Origin of the sequence: Novipirellula rosea (assembly GCF_039541335.1) — a bacterium.
Classification (GTDB): domain Bacteria; phylum Planctomycetota; class Planctomycetia; order Pirellulales; family Pirellulaceae; genus Novipirellula; species Novipirellula rosea.
The window spans coordinates 267151-285012 of record NZ_BAABGA010000107.1 but is presented as its reverse complement, the minus strand read 5'-3'; the positions used below and the strand labels follow the sequence as shown (position 1 = coordinate 285012).

At 53.8% G+C, this 17862-nt stretch carries 13 protein-coding genes, 1 other RNA gene and 1 pseudogene; 8 read left to right on the top strand and 7 right to left on the bottom strand.

The window, feature by feature from the left end:
- Positions 1-240: 240 nt before the first annotated feature.
- From nusA to ssrA, 6 genes are all read left to right on the top strand, one after another.
- Positions 241-1743, top strand: coding sequence for a transcription termination factor NusA (nusA, locus tag ABD971_RS31420; protein ID WP_345327689.1), 1503 nt, complete (start codon positions 241-243; stop codon positions 1741-1743).
- Between the two features lie 672 nt (positions 1744-2415).
- The gene (gene infB / locus ABD971_RS31415; protein ID WP_345327688.1) at positions 2416-5382 is read left to right on the top strand and encodes a translation initiation factor IF-2; all 2967 of its coding nucleotides are present in this window, start codon (positions 2416-2418) and stop codon (positions 5380-5382) included.
- 385 nt (positions 5383-5767) lie between these two features.
- Positions 5768-6238, top strand: coding sequence for a 30S ribosome-binding factor RbfA (gene rbfA / locus ABD971_RS31410; protein WP_345327687.1), 471 nt, complete (start codon positions 5768-5770; stop codon positions 6236-6238).
- A 126-nt stretch (positions 6239-6364) separates the two neighbouring features.
- The gene (locus ABD971_RS31405) at positions 6365-7426 is read left to right on the top strand and encodes a hypothetical protein (protein WP_339945335.1); all 1062 of its coding nucleotides are present in this window, start codon (positions 6365-6367) and stop codon (positions 7424-7426) included.
- 67 nt (positions 7427-7493) lie between these two features.
- Positions 7494-8240, top strand: coding sequence for a YebC/PmpR family DNA-binding transcriptional regulator (locus tag ABD971_RS31400; RefSeq protein ID WP_339945333.1), 747 nt, complete (start codon positions 7494-7496; stop codon positions 8238-8240).
- A gap of 328 nt (positions 8241-8568) precedes the next feature.
- Positions 8569-8946, top strand: a transfer-messenger RNA (tmRNA) gene (ssrA, locus tag ABD971_RS31395).
- A gap of 225 nt (positions 8947-9171) precedes the next feature.
- Here the strand turns inward: ssrA and ABD971_RS36145 are convergent.
- Positions 9172-9678, bottom strand: a pseudogene (locus tag ABD971_RS36145) (tyrosine-type recombinase/integrase); the annotation flags it as partial.
- Between the two features lie 12 nt (positions 9679-9690).
- Between ABD971_RS36145 and ABD971_RS31390 the strand changes: the two are divergent.
- The gene (locus ABD971_RS31390) at positions 9691-10017 is read left to right on the top strand and encodes a hypothetical protein (RefSeq protein WP_345327684.1); all 327 of its coding nucleotides are present in this window, start codon (positions 9691-9693) and stop codon (positions 10015-10017) included.
- Positions 10018-10288: 271 nt separating this feature from the next.
- Here the strand turns inward: ABD971_RS31390 and ABD971_RS31385 are convergent, their stop codons facing one another.
- The 6 genes from ABD971_RS31385 to ABD971_RS31360 form a co-directional block, all read right to left on the bottom strand.
- Complete coding sequence (locus tag ABD971_RS31385) at positions 10289-10537, bottom strand: helix-turn-helix transcriptional regulator (protein WP_345327682.1); 249 nt, start codon at positions 10535-10537, stop codon at positions 10289-10291.
- Positions 10534-10779, bottom strand: coding sequence for a hypothetical protein (locus ABD971_RS31380; RefSeq protein ID WP_345327680.1), 246 nt, complete (start codon positions 10777-10779; stop codon positions 10534-10536). The genes ABD971_RS31385 and ABD971_RS31380 overlap by 4 nt, the downstream gene beginning before the upstream one ends.
- A gap of 1276 nt (positions 10780-12055) precedes the next feature.
- On the bottom strand, positions 12056-12817 hold the full coding sequence (locus tag ABD971_RS31375; protein ID WP_345327678.1) for a hypothetical protein: 762 nt from the start codon (positions 12815-12817) through the stop codon (positions 12056-12058).
- Positions 12814-14289 (bottom strand): type IV secretory system conjugative DNA transfer family protein, encoded by a 1476-nt coding sequence (locus ABD971_RS31370; protein ID WP_345327676.1) that lies wholly within the window; start codon positions 14287-14289, stop codon positions 12814-12816. The genes ABD971_RS31375 and ABD971_RS31370 overlap by 4 nt, the downstream gene beginning before the upstream one ends.
- Complete coding sequence (locus tag ABD971_RS31365) at positions 14282-15274, bottom strand: hypothetical protein (RefSeq protein ID WP_345327674.1); 993 nt, start codon at positions 15272-15274, stop codon at positions 14282-14284. Before ABD971_RS31365 ends, ABD971_RS31370 begins: the two co-directional genes overlap by 8 nt.
- A complete protein-coding gene (locus ABD971_RS31360; protein WP_345327672.1) occupies positions 15264-15635 on the bottom strand; it encodes a hypothetical protein in 372 nt (123 codons plus the stop codon). Before ABD971_RS31360 ends, ABD971_RS31365 begins: the two co-directional genes overlap by 11 nt.
- A 1117-nt stretch (positions 15636-16752) precedes the next feature.
- Between ABD971_RS31360 and ABD971_RS31355 the strand changes: the two genes are divergently transcribed.
- Complete coding sequence (locus ABD971_RS31355) at positions 16753-17838, top strand: serine/threonine protein kinase (RefSeq protein ID WP_345327670.1); 1086 nt, start codon at positions 16753-16755, stop codon at positions 17836-17838.
- Positions 17839-17862: the final 24 nt, after the last annotated feature.

Below are 17862 nucleotides of genomic sequence, written 5' to 3'. Positions count from 1 at the left end.
GGCCGCATTGCAGGGTCAGGCCGGGAGCGTTTGGTCCGGTAATTCCGGTTGATTTGCGGCAAGCCGTCAACGTCATCGGGACGTCGGGATGACGCCGCTGCGATCTGTTTTGCGACGCTCAGTCTTGGTTGACACTCCTGATTAGTATCGATAACCTAGATTAAACAATCGAGCATTCGCTGTGCCCGGGCCCCCAAAGGTTCGGGCAGTTTTTATAGAGCCCTTATCGAAGCCACGACTATGAACCCCCAAGACATACTTCGTTACGTTGATTCGCTTCACCGTGAGAAGAACATTGACACGGAGCTTGTCTTTTCCGCGATCGAAGCGGCGCTACAAACTGCGGCGAAACGGCAATATGGCGAAGATGCCGACATCACGATTACGCTGAACCGCGAGAACGGGCGAATCACTGCCCGCCATGACGGGGAAGAGCTAGGCGAAGATCAAATCGGCCGTATCGGTGCTCAGACCGCCAAGCAGGTCATCATTCAAAAAGTCAAGGAAGCCGAACGTGACTCGTTGATGGCGGAGTATCGCGAGCAAGTCGGTCAGATCGTTGCCGGTATCATCGGCCGCGCCGATGGTGGTGTGGCCACCGTTAACCTTGGCAACGTCGAAGCCATTCTGCCTCGCAGTGAACAGATTCCTGGAGAATCGTTGCACGCCGGTGAACGGGTTCGTGCGGTCGTGTTTGAAGTCAAAGCTGCGGGTAACCGCGTGCGTGTCGTGCTCAGTCGTACGCGACCGCAATTGGTGCAACGATTGTTTGAGCAAGAGATTCCTGAAATCTCGGAAGAAGTGATCTCGATCAAATCGATCAGCCGCGAGCCTGGTTATCGCAGCAAGGTTGCCGTCAGCAGCGTGGATTCGCAAGTGGACCCGATCGCCGTGTGTGTGGGTTTCCGTGGTAGCCGAATCAAGGCGGTTCGTGAAGAGTTGGCGGGTGAGCACATTGATGTGGTCCGTTACAGCGAAGACCCCGAGGTTTTGATTCCTAACTCGCTGCAACCGGCGACCGTCGAGCAGGTTTTGCTTTGCGATATGATCGGGCGAGCGATTGTGTTGGTTCAAGAGGATCAGTTGTCGTTGGCGATTGGTCGCCGCGGTCAAAACGTTCGTCTGGCCAGTAAGCTGTGCGGCTGGGACATCGAAATTATGACCGGTGCCGAGTTGGAAGAGCAGATCGAGCGGGCCGTCGGAGGTTTCAGTCAAATCGAAGGCGTGACCGAAGAGATTGCTCAGTCGCTTGTCGAGCAAGGTTACTTGTCCTACGACGACCTGTCCGTGATCGAGCCCGATCTGTTTATGGAAATGAGTGGTTTGACCGCCGAGCAGGTTGACTACATTGTCGAAACCGCCGAAGCGCGTGCCGAAGAGGCCGAGCAGGCTGCGACCGAAGAGCGTCGTGCTCGTAAAGAGAAAGACCGGCTGATGCGTGAAGCCGAAGCTGCTGGAATCGCGGAGCCCGAAGCGGCGGCAGCACCGGCGGCTGAAGCAGCCCCCGCACCTGAAGCAGCAGCGGCACCTGAGGCAGCAGCGGAAGCGTCCAGTGAAGAAGCTCCGGCTGAAACCGAGAGCGGCGAAGCGGTTGCTGCGGAAGAGGCGGCTGCAGAGGAGCCCGCCGAAGCGGCCGAGCCCGAAGTGACCGAGCCCGAACCGACCGAGCCCGAACCGACCGAGCCCGAACCGACCGAGCCCGAAGCAGCCGACTCGGAGTCGTCCGCGAGCAAGTCGAGTTAGCCGCATCGGTCGCGAAAGTCGCCAAAACTTTCGCAGCGGCGTGTCCCCCCCATTTTTGCCGAAGCGATTCGCGGTTTTCCGCCGCGGATTTTCGCTGCGGGGCCGCGGGACGAGTCACCCGACGCGACACTGTGTCAACACCCCTGTGGGTGAGGTGGGCTTGTTTTTTGCTGGCAAAGTCGTCATTGTTTGCCCCTCGTAGCGACATCAAAGTGACTGGCAGGCCTAAAATTTTTCGGTTTGCGGCAGATTCTGGCCAAGTGCCACTCTGCGACAAGCACATTTTTCGCTATTCTTAACCCCAGACAGGGCCTCTCGCAGGTCCAAAAGCATCACTTGAATCATTCCCCGACATCATTTTCCCCGTGTTTTATTCACTCCGTGGGATCCAATGATGGCGATGGAGGAAATCATTTATGTAACTTCAACCACATTGAACGAATCGGTATGCCATCAATCCAGGTGTGATCCGCCAAACTTTATTTGATCACCTACTGTCGAATTAAACGCCACTTCGAAAAGCCGTGTTTAAGACGACGACGTGTTAGTGAAACACGTAAAACGTTGCATGTGTTCAGCAGAATGCCGCAGCGTGCACTTTCCGTCGTGTTGATAAGGAAAGCGTAGTTGGTCTTACCGATTCCCAAACGAAACTGACAGGACTTCTACCCCGTGCCCGCACGCATTTACGCGCTCGCCAAAGAACTGAACTTAGACAGCAAAGATCTCGTCGATATCGTCAAGAAGGTCGGTATTACCGGCAAAGGCTCGGCGCTTGCCAGTCTGACCGACGAAGAAACTCAGAAGGTTCGCGATCACCTCGCGGGATCTGCCAAACCTGCTGCTCCCAAAACACCTGTGGTTGCCAAGGCAACGACATCTTCAACGGCCCCCGTTGCGGCGGTTCGTGACTCGGTGGTTCCCGAGAAACGTAAACCGGTTGCGATTCAAATCGGTCGACCGAACAAACCCAAGCCAGCGAGCGTGGGGGGATCAAAACCTGCTGCTCCGGCACCGATTCGTTCGCCTCTGTTCGACGATTCGCCTTCCAGCAAGAAAGCGGCCGCGGAAGCGCCAGCGAAAGCTCCTGCAGCAGAAGCGTCGCCTAGCACGCCTGCGGCACCGAAGCCTCCGACAGCAAAACCGCCCGCAGATTCGGGAAGTTCGCCTAAGGAAACACCACAGCGAAAAAGTGGCGTCAGCGGCTTGGCGGCTCGTGTGGCTGATAAGGTTGGCTTCAGCAAACGAACGATCCCGACCGGAGCGGTCGATCGCAGTGCGCCCGTCGCTGCCGTGCGTCCTGATTCGGCAACGCCAAGCGGCGGAGGAATCCGTTCGCTCGATCGTCCTGCTTCCAGCGGCGGTGGCGAGAAGAAAGGTTCCAAGCCAAAGCGTCGCGAGCCTCGTATTAACGTCAAAATGGCGGCACTCGGGGATGCACCTGAAAATGTGGTTCCAAAGTCGGCTCCAGGCGAACCGAAGGCTCAGAAGCCGGATATCAAGCTCAGCAAAGATGTGATCGCTGGTCACAAGCAAGGCATGAAGGCACCTCTCGAGCAAATCGCTCAAGACGATGCCGACAGCAAGCGTGGCGGTACACGCAAAATCGGCAGTGGCGGTCTGAGTGGCTTCACTGGCGAAAAAGGCCATAAGGGTGGCAAGTCCGTCGAGGAAGAGGACAAGCCACGCAAGAAGGGGCTGTCGGGAATGGCCAGCGCCCGCGCCGAACGTTCGCGAGGCGGTGGCGGCGGACGTCGTCATAAGAACGAGTCGTTTGATCGCGGCGGACGCGAATCACCGTATCGTCGACGGACGCTCAAACGCAAAGGCACCAACACGGCGGCTCCGCGTAAAGACAAGATCCAACTAGAATTGCCCTGTACCGTGCGAAGCTTCTCTGAAGCCGCCGGAGTCCCGGTCGCACAAGTGTTGCGGACGTTGATGGGCATGCAGATCATGGTCAACATCAACGCACAACTTGATTTCGAAACCGCGGAACTTGTTGCCGCGGAGATGGATCTTGATATCGAATTGAAGGCTTCCGAGACGCTCGAAGAAGAGCTGATCACCGAGCTGGAAGAAAAAGAAGACGCCGAAGAATCGCTTGTTGCTCGTGCTCCGATCGTGACCTTCCTGGGCCACGTCGACCACGGCAAGACAAGTTTGCTCGATTATTTGATCGGCATTAATGTCGTCAGCGGCGAAGCGGGCGGGATCACCCAGCACATCCGTGCTTATGAAATCGACAAGGATGGACGAAAGGTCACGTTTGTCGATACGCCTGGTCACGAAGCGTTTACCGAAATGCGTGCTCGTGGTGCGAACGTCACCGATATCGCAGTACTTGTTATCGCAGCGGATGACGGCATTATGCCGCAAACGGCCGAAGCGATCAGTCATGCAAAAGCCGCCGGCGTGCCGATCGTGGTCGCACTGAACAAAATCGACCTCGAAGGCGTGGATGCCAACCGCGTGCTGACGCAATTGACCGAACATCAATTGACGCCTAGCGAATGGGGCGGCGATGTTGAAGTGATCCGAACCAGTGCCACCAAGGGTACCGGGATGGACGAGCTTCTCGAGACATTGCTGACGATCGCGGAAATGAACGAGTACAAGGCGAATCCAGACCGTAAGGCTCTGGGCGTTTGTATCGAGTCAGAACAGCAGGGCGACCGCGGTGTCGTCGCAAAGTTGGTCGTTCAGAACGGAACGCTCCGAGTCGGCGACGTGTTGGTTTGTGGTCCGTCACACGGACGCGTGCGTTCGATGAAGGACACACTGACTGGCAAGAACATCAAGGAAGCGGGCCCAAGTACTCCGGTCAATATCACCGGATTGGACCAAGCTCCGGGTGCAGGCGATCGGTTCCATGTGCTCAAAGACATCGCGCAAGCGAGAGAGATCGCCGAGAATCGCGAATCCAACTCGAGTCGCGAAAACTTGTCGGGCAGCACCACCAAGGTCTCGTTCGATACGTTCCAAGAGATGTTGGCAGGCGGAAAGATCGGTGTCGAGGATCGCGTCAAGTTGAACTTGATTATCCGCGCCGATGTGAAAGGGTCGCTCGAAGCGATCGAGAAAGAACTCAGCAAGTTCGATCACCCCGAAGTCGAGTTGCGAGTGTTGCAGAAGAGCGTCGGCGGTGTCTCGCTGGCCGATATTACGCTGGCCTCGGCATCCGAAGCGGTGGTGTTGGCTTTCAATGTCATCCCGGATGATCAAGCTCGGTCGCTCGCCGAAGAGCGTGGGATTGAAATTCGACGTTACCAAGTCATCTACAAGTTGGCGGACGACATCAAGGCGATGATCGAAGGTCGCTTGAAACCCGAAGAACGTGTCGTCGAATTGGGACGTGCCCTCGTCAAACAAGTCTTCCAGATCAGCCGTGTTGGAACGATCGCAGGGTGCTATGTCGCTCAAGGGGTTATCCAGCGTGGTTGCCGTATCCGTGTCAATCGCGACGGTCGCACCATCGGCGATTACCCGCTCGATACGGTCAAGCGAATCAAGGAAGATGTCAAAGAAGTACCGCGTGGGATGGAATGTGGTATCCGTCTGAGCGGATTCAACGACATCAAACAAGACGACGTGTTGGAAGCGTATCGCATTGAAGAGGTCGCTCGAACATTGGATTAAACCGCTTGCGGTTGCATCGTCCGAAAACGCCGGCGTCGTTGACGTCGGCGATTTCGGTAATCATCGGCTTGCACGTTGCTGAGGCGTTCCGGCCTAGTGAGGTGTCGAGTCGATTGTGAGTTCCGATTAAAGCGTTCCGGCCACGGCGTTCCGATTGTTTGCAGCTGGGATTACCCCGCCGGTCGCACAGGTTCGGTGCTCGATGCGATCCATCGTTCGTGCCTGACGTCTTCCGCCGCGCCGCAGTTGGGGATTACAGAGCTGCTTTATCGGGCTCTGTGTTCACACGCGACACTTACACCGCTAGATCCTCTGTTACCCGCTAGATGATCTTCGCTGCTTCATTCCCGTCCATTTTTTACCTTCTTTCTTAACTCCGTTCCTCATGTCCCGTCGTTTACTAAAAGCTGCTGAAGCGATCCGCGAAGTCGTCGCGTCGACGATTTTGACCGAAGTTCGTGACCCTCGCGTCAAAGACGTCACCGTGATCGGAGTCGAGGTCTCGCCCGACATGCGCGAAGCCAAGGTTTCCGTCAGCGTGATGGGAACCGAAAACCAGCAGGACCTCGCGATTCGTGGGCTGCAGAATTGTGCGGGATTTTTGCAGAGCAAGATCGCCAATCGCATCGAAGCTCGCTACACGCCCAAATTGACTTTCAAGCTGGACAAGGGACTGCAAAACGCCCTGGTCGTTAGCGAATTGTTAAATAAGATTAAGCAGGAAAAATCGGGGGCGGGATCGCCCGACACTGATGCGCTGGACCAAGCTGGCGAACTGGATCAGGATGATTCGATCGATTCACCCGAAACTTCGGGCGACAACGTGACTCCGCCCCGCGGCGACACCCAGCCCTAGTCGCGATGGTTAACCTTTGTTCCAGAGACGTGTCGCACTGGCGTGCTCCGGATCGTTGGCCAAGGATGGTCGCTGGCAAATGCCCCACAAAACTGACAACACCCAATAACTCTTCATTGCCGCAAGATGTCCGCAAGTAACCGCGCTGCCTTAATTACCAAACTGTACACTGCGTTAAAGAAGCACTACAAGCCAACGCCGCCACAGCCTGCTCGGCCGTTGCTCGAGCACATTTTGTACGCTTCGCTGTTGCAGGACTCGTCCGCCGAGCTTGCGGATGAGGGGATGGCGAAGTGTGAGCAGGACTTCTTCGACTGGAACGAAGTCCGAGTGACGACGATCAGCGAGCTGAGTCAAGTGCTGTCGCGATTGCCGGATCCGACCAAGGCGGCAACGCGGCTGAAATCGAATCTGCAATCGGTGTTCGAAGAATTTTACACCTTCGACCTCGATCATCTTAAAAAAGAGAACTTGGGCAAAGCGGTAGCCAAGTTCGAAAAGATGCCGGGCATGACTCCATTTGTGCTGAGTTACACAATCCAGCACGGATTGGGAGGACATTCGATCCCTGTCGACTATTCCGCGATGGTGATTTTGATGGTGACCGACATCGCCTCGCAATCCGAAGCAGCTGCGGGCAAAGTCCCAGGGCTCGAGCGAGCGATTCCAAAGAGCAAGGGCATTGAGTTTTCGGATTTGTTGCACCAAGCCGCAGTAGCGCTGAATAACAACGCCAAAGACAAGAAGTCGCGGGCGTTGGTGGATGATGTCGCCAAAGGATCGAGCAAACGTTTAGACGAATGGCACACCAGCAAGAAGGCGGCCAAGCAACGCGTCGCCGATCGCAAGGCGAAGGCTGCCGAGGACGACGAGCTCGAGCAGGATGCAGAGGAAGTCAAACCGGCTGACAAAAAATCGGCCGAGACGGCAGCGAAAGCGAAGAAAGCCGACAACAAATCTGCTGCGGAAGAAGCGTCGACGAGCAAGTCCAAAAAGTCAGCATCCAAGAAGGCGTTGCCGACGAAGGCCGCTGAGATCGCTGCCGAACGCACCGAGACCAAGAAGAAGGCTGCGGGTAAAGATTCAAAGAAAAAGTCGGCTAAAGCGAGTGCGTCCGGAAGCGACGCTGAGAAGCCGGCTACCAAAAAATCGGCCAGTCGTAAGCTTTCCAAACGCAAGCCGCGATAGCCTATCCTTCGCTCGTTTGAACTCGATTTCCATTCACATCACTCCAACAATCCTTTTCTGAGCAAACATGGCTGGGCACTCAAAATGGGCGAACATTCAACATCGTAAAGGCCGTGTGGACGCCCAACGCGGTAAGATGTGGAGCAAGTTGAGCAAGGCGATCATTGTCGCCGCCAAGATGGGCGGCGGCGATCCTGACGCCAACATCCGATTGCGAAAAGCGATCGAGGATGCCAAGGCGATCAGCATGCCCAAGGACAATATCCAGCGGGCGATCAAACGTGGCACAGGCGAGCTCGAGGGCAGCGAAGTCGAAGAGCTGCTGTACGAGGGCTACGGTCCCGGCGGCGTCGCAGTGATGTGCGAAGTGATGACCGATAATCGCAATCGCACCACACCCGAGCTTCGCAGTATGTTCGGCAAGTTTGGCGGTAACCTCGGCAACACCGGCTGTGTTTCCTATCTGTTTGAACGCAAAGGGGTGTTCGTATTCGATCCCGAGACTGCGGACGAAGAGAAGCTGACCGAGATCGCATTGGAGAATGGCGGCGACGATGTCGAGCCACTTGACGATGGCAAGATCCAAGTCACGTGTAATCCCGATGCGCATCAAACGCTGTCGGACGCATTTGCCGCAGCCGAACTTGTTCCCGAGATTTCATCGATCAACCAGGTGGCTCAAACGATGGTCGACGTCGATGGCTCGATGGCCAAATCAGTGCTGCGACTGCTCGAGGCACTCGATGATCACGACGACGTGCAAAACGTCAGCACGAATCTGAATTTCACCGACGAAATGTTCGAAGACGAGTGATCGGTCAACGCCCAATTTAGGGCCCCCTCGTAGCGGAGGTCGTCAAGACTTTCGTGGGTAGGTCGGCTTCCGCTGCCACGTTGCCCTGCCCGGAAAACTCGCTGAAGACTCGTTATCCGGCCCTCCCGTCTCGACCGGGCGGGTGAAGTCATTAGCCGCGATGCTGACTGGAGTAGACGGCATTGGACGGGCGGACATCGTCGTCCCTCGCCTGGCAACTTGATGTTCGCTTGGCTGGCGAATTCGGCTGGCGAATTGTCAAATCAAAAAAAACTGGTAGAATACGGATTGCTTCGCGGGCACGTATTTTCGGCCCGCACCCAGGACCGGGGGCGATCTGGATTCGACCGGACGTTTTGAAGCGATGGTTGCATGTCGTGGTTGATCAGTTGGCCACGTAAAAAGCTGATCAAAATTTTTAGTTGCAGACGAAAGTTTCGCACTGGCCGCCTAAGAACAGGTAGCCCGGGCTGATGGGGGCCGCCAGAGTCGCCTGAATGCCCGTCACAATTCTGGATCGCTCGCCGTCCTACTCGAGACGCGGTGAGTTAAAAAAGATTCGAGTTAGCAAAGCTTGGAGCCTGTCAGGCAGCGCCAAGGTGAGCGAAAAGTTTCCTTCGAGGAGACACAAATAGTTTGACTAAACATGTAGACGCTGTCGTGGATGCATCGCGGGACGCGGGTTCAATTCCCGCCGCCTCCATTTTTCATCAGTTTCGGCATCCGCTGTCTCTGACTGACAAGAACCGACAAAAGCCTCGTTTTTTACGGGGCTTTTGTTGTTTCCACCCGAGGCCTCATCCTGACTTCCGGCGTCAGGTTCTGCCACCGAATGTCCGTCGCCGCCGGTCGAATCCCTGCCAATACCCTGCCAAGTTGTTGGCAAGCAGGCCAGTGCTTTCGCTTGATCGTCGATACCGATATGGGCATATTTCATTGTCATTCGGACGTCGGAGTGTCGCGCCAACTGGCAAGCTTCCGGTAGTGTAGCCCCATTACGGAGTAATTCGGTGATATGTGTATGTCTGCCGGCGGCGTGGAAATCGGCGACCCCCTCGGCGGTGCGGTACGGAATTCCAGCAAGTTCCAAATCCTTCCTAATCAGCTTCCAGCCTTTCCGTTTACCAAGTTTCGGGAACAGGGCATCCTTTGGCCCAAGTTCGCTCAACCAATCCTTCAATTCGGTAACCAGTTGAGGATGAAGCGGTAGAACGTCTTTTCGTCGGTGTTTCGAAGCCCCGGCCTCCACCGTCACAATGGGCTGAGCTGCCTGAAGATTGAAACTTCCTTTGGTTAGGCTTGCGATTTCGCCTTTCCTAAGCCCAGTCATGTACGACAGCGTGTAGATGCGAGCTCGTACTTCCCCGCTGTAGCACTGCACTGAAATGCCGCTGTTTCTCGCTGCGGCCAATACCCTGGTGAACTCCTCCGCCGTCAAAGCTCGGCGTTGATGCCTAATGTCAATCTCGGCATTGCGACGGGGAATCCCAGCGAACGGGTTGGTTTGGATAATTCGCCGTTTTGGATGAGCGAGCCAATTGCCGAACGAGTCAATCGCTTGCAAATAGTGGTTGTAGGTTCGGTTGCTTATATCCTTGTCTTCCTGGTGCTCCGTCATGAAGTCTTCGACATCATCGGCAAGCATGTCGCCAAGCACGGTCCATTCGCATCCATTGACGATAAAGCGAACCCGAGTCATCGTCAGATTAACGTGTTTTTCTGTGTTTTTTTTCGATTTCTGTCCGTTCTCGAACGCAAGCAAGTGTTGCTCAATTAACGAACGTTTCCGTTGATTGATCCCCTCTTGCTCCAAATCAATCAAGCCGTCGCGACGCAGTTTTGCCTCGGCCTCCACCTTGTTGGCAAGTTGCTGGGTAAGTCCTTTATCCGTGAACCCCTTTCGCATTCGAGGCTTGCCTTTTTCGTCAATGAATTCAAAGTGCCACGCGGCACCTCGCTTGCCTTTGTCGCGACCACGCTTAAAAACCGATGCCATGTGCGTTTCTCTCAGATGTTAAAAGCCGTAGAATAAAATCTTAATTGACCAACTATTTCGGTCTGGACGGGACGGGGCAACCTTGGTCGATCCATTGCCGAATCTCAGATAGACGCCATCGGACGCTTCCCCCCAGAACAACGGCGGGTGGCAACTCTCCCGCGCTTTTCAACCGGTAGAGCGTTCGCTCGGACACCGAGAGCAACTTTGCAAGCTCCCGAGCGCTGACGAGTTCCACAGGAAGCGACGTATCGCGCCCACTGACTTGATCGGCATCCAATCGCGTTGCTGAGGAAGTCATTGCTGCACCTCCGTGTCCTCTTCTTTGCTGTGGAAGTAGATCCATTCGTGTGCCAGTTCGACAACCTTGCAAACCAGCGGCAGGTCATCGCGACCGTACCGAGTCGACTCCTGCCAGACGTCGCCGTTCCTGAACAGGCGAATAATTGTGACGGCGTGGCGCACGCCAGATTTCGTTTCATTCTTCCAGATGGATGCTTTGATCAGCCCCATACGGATCGTGTGAACTGGAGGACGGCTCATGATTCTGCCTCGGATGTGCGTATGTATCTAAATTGCATGTATGGCTTAGAAATTTCAGCATGATTAAGATCAAAAAACGGGGAGTCCAACGCCGAACAATAAAGCTCGACGCCAGACTCCCCAAAAAACCTTGCTTGCGCTAGGTGTGAAGGTCGTGCTAGATTCCTCAATGAGCTGCATGGTGGTCACCCTCCGATGCAGTTCAAGAAAGAACCAAAGCGCGAACGCTTCGTTAGAAAACCGACGAGGATTCGATTAGCTGTTGATCCACGTCAAAACCTTCGCCTAAACTTTGGAAAAAACCGTCGTTACCAAAACGCCCTAATAATCGCTTGGTAGCAACACAGTGGACTGCGAACGATCAGCTTCCGTGATAATCCAGAATCGAGTTTGCTTTCTGTCTTCGAAGACCGACAAAAGTCGGCCTCCGTTTTGCAAAGCTAAATCGTTCTGTTCATGGTCACTTTCGCTGACGAGCCCCCAGTCACCTCTTCGATGCCGTTGGAGTGCAACGTATACATCGATCGGGTTCAGCTTTTTAACTACCGATGCGGTCGCGAAAACAGTACCGGTAGAGACGATGCTCGGAGCGTCAAATGTTTTTATCATTTGGCCCTCCTTTTTTTTCGTCCTGTGTTTGTTGGCGTCCTTTCGTCCATGGCGTGCATTGGCACTGGATCTTGAACGTCGGCCTCGACTTGCGTTCGAAACCAGTTCATCACCTGGACCAAGACTTCCACGACACAAGGCAGATCGTGCGAACGGTACGATTTGACATCGTGCCACTCACCGTCACTGTCCTTGTAAGACCGACTGACCGTAACCGTTGGCCAGGATCTTCCGTGCTTTGACTCATTCGACCAGATTGACCCTCGAATACAGCCAAGGCGCACTTCGTGGATAGGTTTGTTTTCTCGTTTTTCCATGTTTCTCCGTACTAATTTGTTTCTCTTCGACGCTGAGAGACTCATTTCCCTCGGTACCGAATTGAATTTGTAAAAACCGTTTTCAACCTTGTTTAACCGTGCGGCTTAAGCGGCCGTTCATGTTGAACGGCTTTCAGTCCGAACAGCGAGTGCCAACGTATTTGTTGACTCCCGATCTTCGCTCTGGTGTTTTGCTTCTCGTCGCAACTCCTTTGAATTCCATTCAAACGTGGCGATAAATCGACACGGGTTGATAAATGGCAAACGCTTGCTCGTTGTTTATTTCAGCTCTTGAGCAGAGAGCGATTGGGGGTTGCAGAAGGGTTTACTTCTGCAAAAAATATCGTTGGTTAGACTGTTCTTTCTTTCATCGGGACCACCGCGAGCAACTCCGGCATAACCACTACGGTCACGGGCGCGTTCCGCACATCGAACGTTTTGAACTGCGTCATGACAGCGTCCGCTCTGGACTGTCGTGCTGTAATCCAAAACCATCCAAAGTTCGCCTGCTTCAATTTGCGTTTGACGGTTTCAAACGCCACCATCCGAATTACATCATCACGGAGCGACCTTGCTGACCGCATTGGTACACCCATCATGTGTCCGTCAACTCGAAGAAAGCCAAGCCAATCCCGAGTGCCCTGGCGGCGAAAGAACCCCTGCGGCAAACCGCTCGAGCACTGCCCGATTTCGGTAACAATGTTATCCTTGGAAACTCGCACCGCGTCGGGGTAATACTGGGTAAAAAAGAGCAAGCGAGCATAAGCACGCACCTTGCCATCGCCTTCGAGAGCCTTTGCCGATGTTGGTGGAAGCTCCAATTTCGATGCCGCAAACTTCGACAACATAAAATACGTGGTTCCAACGCAGAGTGGCCGAGCTACAACAAGCTTGCGACGCGTGAGTCTCCACATTGCGTTCGATAGTTCTTGGTTACTGTAAGCGTTGCTCGCTTCCCAAGTCGCTTTCGTGATGAGGCCATGGGTAATAATCAGCGACAGGAGTAGCCGTTCCGGCTCAGTACGAATATGTAGCTGTTGGAGTCGCGACTCCTCCACTGCGGCTAGCGTTGCCGTGGACGCAAAGGTGAATGGTGGTTGTTCGAGGCTCATGGCTTTACCTCGATCGTGGGTACAAACAATTCATCCATTGCCTTCTGATCTTTATTGCTGGTTGCCGTATCTGCTTCGCGATTCGGTTTAGACCGAGATTTCCCTTCTTTCTTCACGGTCGGTGTCGGCGGGATCGGCAACTCATTCACTGCCGTCATGCCGGGCAAGTCGTCCGGCCACTGAAAACCAAGCCGACGCACGTACTCTTCATGGCTGATATGAAAGGCATTGCGAACGACGAAGGGCGTACCTCGATATTGTGCGAATCCACCTCGTTCTCCCCTGATTTGAGTAACGCTCAAAGACGGATCGTTGGAAATTTGGTGCAGATCGCTAACCGTGATTCGAGGTTCATCACGAGGTGTACGAGAGATCGAACTCCCATTGCTTGATTCAGTGGTGGTTTCCTGAATCGTTTTGCACGTACCGAACAGTGTCTGCAAATGTTCGATGTCTACCTTTGTGGTCACGGACAACCATTGTCGAATAGCGCAGTTACCCTCGATCGCGCTGAGCAGCACCGGGCCAACGTTCCCCAAGTCACCTAAGCTTTGATTCGCAATCACCATCCCGATATCGAGTCCACGGGCTTGTTGAAAGACGATATCCAGGTTGTCCGAGATCATCCGCTGGAATTCGTCGATCACAACCTGAACTTTGTTACGCCTTGACGCGGCTTTGGCAGCGATCAATAAGTATTTGATGACTAAACGACCAACAACTTGGGCCAAGAATGGCGACGTAGCCGATGTCAGGTGAAAGTAGTAGATTGCAGGAGACTGAAAAGCCGCCGCCAAATCGATTTGATTCTCCAGGGATTCTTGCGAATGTGGAGTCGCGGGTGTGATATTAAGAACGTTACAACTAGCAAGCGACAAAACTGTCTCGGCCACTTGGATGTAGTCGTTACGATGCTGGGAACCGATGTACGATGTCCAATCTCCCGCCTGGGTCATCATGGCGGAGTACAGCTCGTGAAACGATGTGATGCCGGGGTTTGCGGTCAAACATTCCCGCACGGTCGCCGAGTTCTTTGCTGAAAAGTGACCTTGTCCGTAAAGCAATCCGTAAAACAGCCCTAGTGGTTCGGTAATAAGCGAAACCCGATCGATGAAGCTCATGTTGTTCAATCCACCCGTCAAGAATGGATTGAAAATATGGGAGGGCTTTCCCAGCTCGAGCGTAAAGATGCGGATGGGGATATCCTTTCCGGTGCGGTGTTTGAGTTCCTCTTTTGCCGCGACGCACGCGGCAAGGTTCTCAAGTTTGTCAGCTTTTAAATCAATGAAGATCAAGCTCGTATCACCGAAGCCGATTGTCTGTTCAACCAAGGGCGCAAGTCTCATTGACGACTTACCAGCCCCCGAGTTACCCAGAATGTGAGCGTGTTCTAAGAACAAGTCGCGATTGATGATGATGGGGGATCCATCCGCAGCAACGCGTCCCCAGTAGTAAAACGATTTCTTAGGCATTTTTATTCTCCTCAGCTCGCAGTTTGGAAACGACAAGATCGAATGAAGTGCGGTGTACGTCAAAGTGGAACGGTCGCGCTGATAAAGATGCACCAAGCATTAGGGCCGTGATTGCAGCAAACAGTCCGCACACCGCCATCAGCGAAGCGTTTGCCATGACATTCGCAGTTTCGTGATCGGCAAGGGGGATCAATGGTGACCCTACAATTGCGATAACGAGGGGAAGCAAGCGGAATAGCGGGATCGGGGCAGAGCTCCGAATCAGACCAGGTGCAAGCGAACGTGGTTCGGGATAGCCGAGATAATGCTCGATGGTTCGCTGCAAGAATTTGGCGGGATACTTGGCAATTTCAGCTACCAAGAAGTAGGCAACCGTTGCAGCCACCATCGCCGCAATTGGAACCCAGATAAGACGCATCGAAGTCCATAGAGCAAAGCATTGTGCGATGCCCAGCAGGACTGCTAAAATCCGCAAAAGACTTGAGTTCTGTTCCCGTCTCTTTTGAGCAATCGCTGGATTGCGGCGAATGACTTTAACGTCGATACTGCAAAAGTGCATGGCAATCTCCGCAGTAGTCCAAAGCAGGGCCAGCATCGTCAAGGAACAAGTCACTATCAACGGCTGTTCGCTATCGTTGATAAATACGGAAGTTGCAGCGGTGCATAAACAAAGCACGGCGACTGCGGTTGTAACGTAGAACGCAACTTGCGATCGTGATTCCCAACGCACGATGATGGCTATTGTCAAGGTCACCATAAGTAAGCGGCTCCATTGAGCGACGATGATCGCATGTTGAGGAGTTGCATGGGCGAAATAGCCTGCTCCACCAACGCAGATGATTGCCCCTACCAGCAGCAAAAACGCTCTGTGACAGACCTCTCGTGCAACAAACTTATGAAACGCGGGGAACAGGATCGGAAACTCGTCGCTAGATACCGCATTGATGTTTAATGGGTTGTCGAACTTCAGTGGATCAACGGCCATAAGTTTTCACTCCTCCTAAGAGTTGGCAAAGAACAGGTGTCACAAAAACGGAAAATCGAAGGCCGTTGGGCCATGATTTTTTTCGGATCGTCGTCTCAATCAACGACTTTTTGGTTTCGGTGGGGGTGAGGGTGACGAGCACAAGTTTTTTCGCGGCAACCAAGTTCGCGTATTGACTGTTTCCCACTCGCGAGCGAATGTCGGCATTCAGTTTCGAAACAAGGTGAGCAGGCGTTCCGCCCAAGTCGACTCGGACCAAACGAAGCATCCCGGACGAATCAGCCATCTCAACTGCATGCGGAATCCCTCGATTGGTCTCCGCGTCGCTCGAAACGAGCGACGCGATTTCTTGCTCTGTCATTACTCGAAGCCGTGGCGATGAACGGCTTACAAAATCGAGCATAGCTAAATGCGTCGCGAGAGCCTGCGGCCCAAGCGGTCGTACTCGGCTCGTCGGAATGCCGAACGTTTGGATCGTCTTTGGCCCCGCAACGAAATACTGACAACGTTCAATGAACGCATAAGAGTTCAGCCAACCATGCTTCACTAACCTTGCCGTCACCTTCGTCGTAGCATTTAAGCTCGATGTCGGCAAAAACAGTGTTCGAACCGATTCGTTGGTAAGAACGCGAAGGCGAATTACCTCGTCGATAATCCGACGATCACGCGCACCAAGCTCCGCTCGTATCCTGCGATTAGAAATCCGTTTACCAGAGCTCATAGCAAAGCCTCACGTTCGCACAATGACGGTGAAACGCTTGCAATCGCTTTGCTGAGTAAAGCCCGCAAAACTCAAATGCGATTCGAGTGTTACCCTGTTGGTCGATGTAAATGGCATCGGGAACAGAACCCAACTGTTTCGGGGCGACGTCTTCCCCGAACCAAAAACGAGCGATTTCCGGCCGATAACGTCGAACTGCCAAGTAGGTCCCCGCTAGGCCAAGATCGTGCGACGCTTGCAGTGGGTGTGATAGCGATTTCTTAAAAACTCCTCCAAATATCCGCATGGTCGTTGGCCCTGAGCGGTAGATTGTTGTCAGCTTTGCCGAGACGGCCGACCACCGCTTCCTAGTGCTCACGACGATTGACTGAACGTTTGGCGGCCGCTTTCCTGGTTCCCAAACGTAGAGCGGTGACTGAAGTCGGGGTAACTCACGAATCAGTAACCGCTCAGATACGAGATGACCTTGAGCGACAAGCTTTGTCACTCGGTACTTTGCCTTCCGCTGATTCCCGCCGAAATACTCGTTCGCGACTTGCCCGAAGCTGAAGGCTCGTACGCAGTAGATCAGGGCAACGAGTAGATCGTTCGTCGAATCTACCTCGCAAAATTCTCGGTTTGAAGGACGCATGAACATCGAGACACGTACGTGAAGTCGGACTAAAATGACACTGGAGCGACTGCTAGCGTGGCAGAGCAAGGCCTGTCATCTGCTGTCGTTCCTGTGTTTTGAATTCTACGCATCACCAGCGCCCGAATGAGTGTCGCGGCGCTCAAGGCGGCGCTCCATTTTTCATCGGACATTTTTATGCCAATCGATGACCCCGCAATTGACTACGACAAATTGCTTGCTCGCAGAAACGCCGTCGGCATTAGCTCTTGGGCTCATCTAGCAAAAAAGGCGGGCGTATCACGCGGTAGCGTGTGCCGCTTGCTTACAAATGAAGCGGGTAAATACGTTCGGGAACAAGTCTTGAACGTCTTGCAGTCTCGGGAAGAGGAACTATGTCGCGTTCCGACCCGGCATGAAGTTGAAGAACCAATTCACCGTCTAACACCACCAAATGACTGGAAGATCGTCTCGAACGAGACTCCATCTCTGATCGCCGCAAACGGCGTTAGCTACCAGGTAGCAAAACTCGAAAGCGAACTGCTTCCAAGTCGCTTCGCACGGGGAAAATTTTATGACCTCTTGCATGTTCCGCCAGCAAAAATTGCGGAACTCGTCGAACGTCTCACTCGCCACGCGAAAGTCTGTGCATCACTAACATCAGAGCGGCGCGTTGCCAAACACATCGACACACGCCGTCTTGGTGAGGATACGGCGTGGTGGGTTCTGGACGAATGGGTCGACTCATCACCACTGTCTCAAATGATTGATTCAGACGTCGAGTTTCCACTTGACGAGGTAAAACGCATCGGATCAGAACTGCTTCAAGGACTTTCGAGCCTGCACGCACACAAGGTTCTTGTCCGCGAACTTGCACCAGAGCGGGTTTTGCTTCGCGATGATTCATCAGGATGCATCATCACCGATTTTGAACTCGCAAAGTTACTCGACAGCGATATTTCGGTCTCTGGGAAATGGAAACTTCAGTCACTATACCGAGCGCCGGAAATTTGCGGAGATGATCGGGACTTTCGAAGTGATTTGTTTAGCTGGGCGGTGATCGCCACGGAATTGCTGACGGGAAGAACGGACGCAGACTTTGAAATGATCCAAAAACGGACGAATGATCCGGGCGTTGCCGCGTTGATTGTGAAATGCAGCGATAAGGATTATGCATGCCGTCCGGCGAGCGCAGAGAAAGTGCTACAAGCCTGGACAAAGTGGAAAGTTTAACCAATGGATAGCCAACCAAACTCG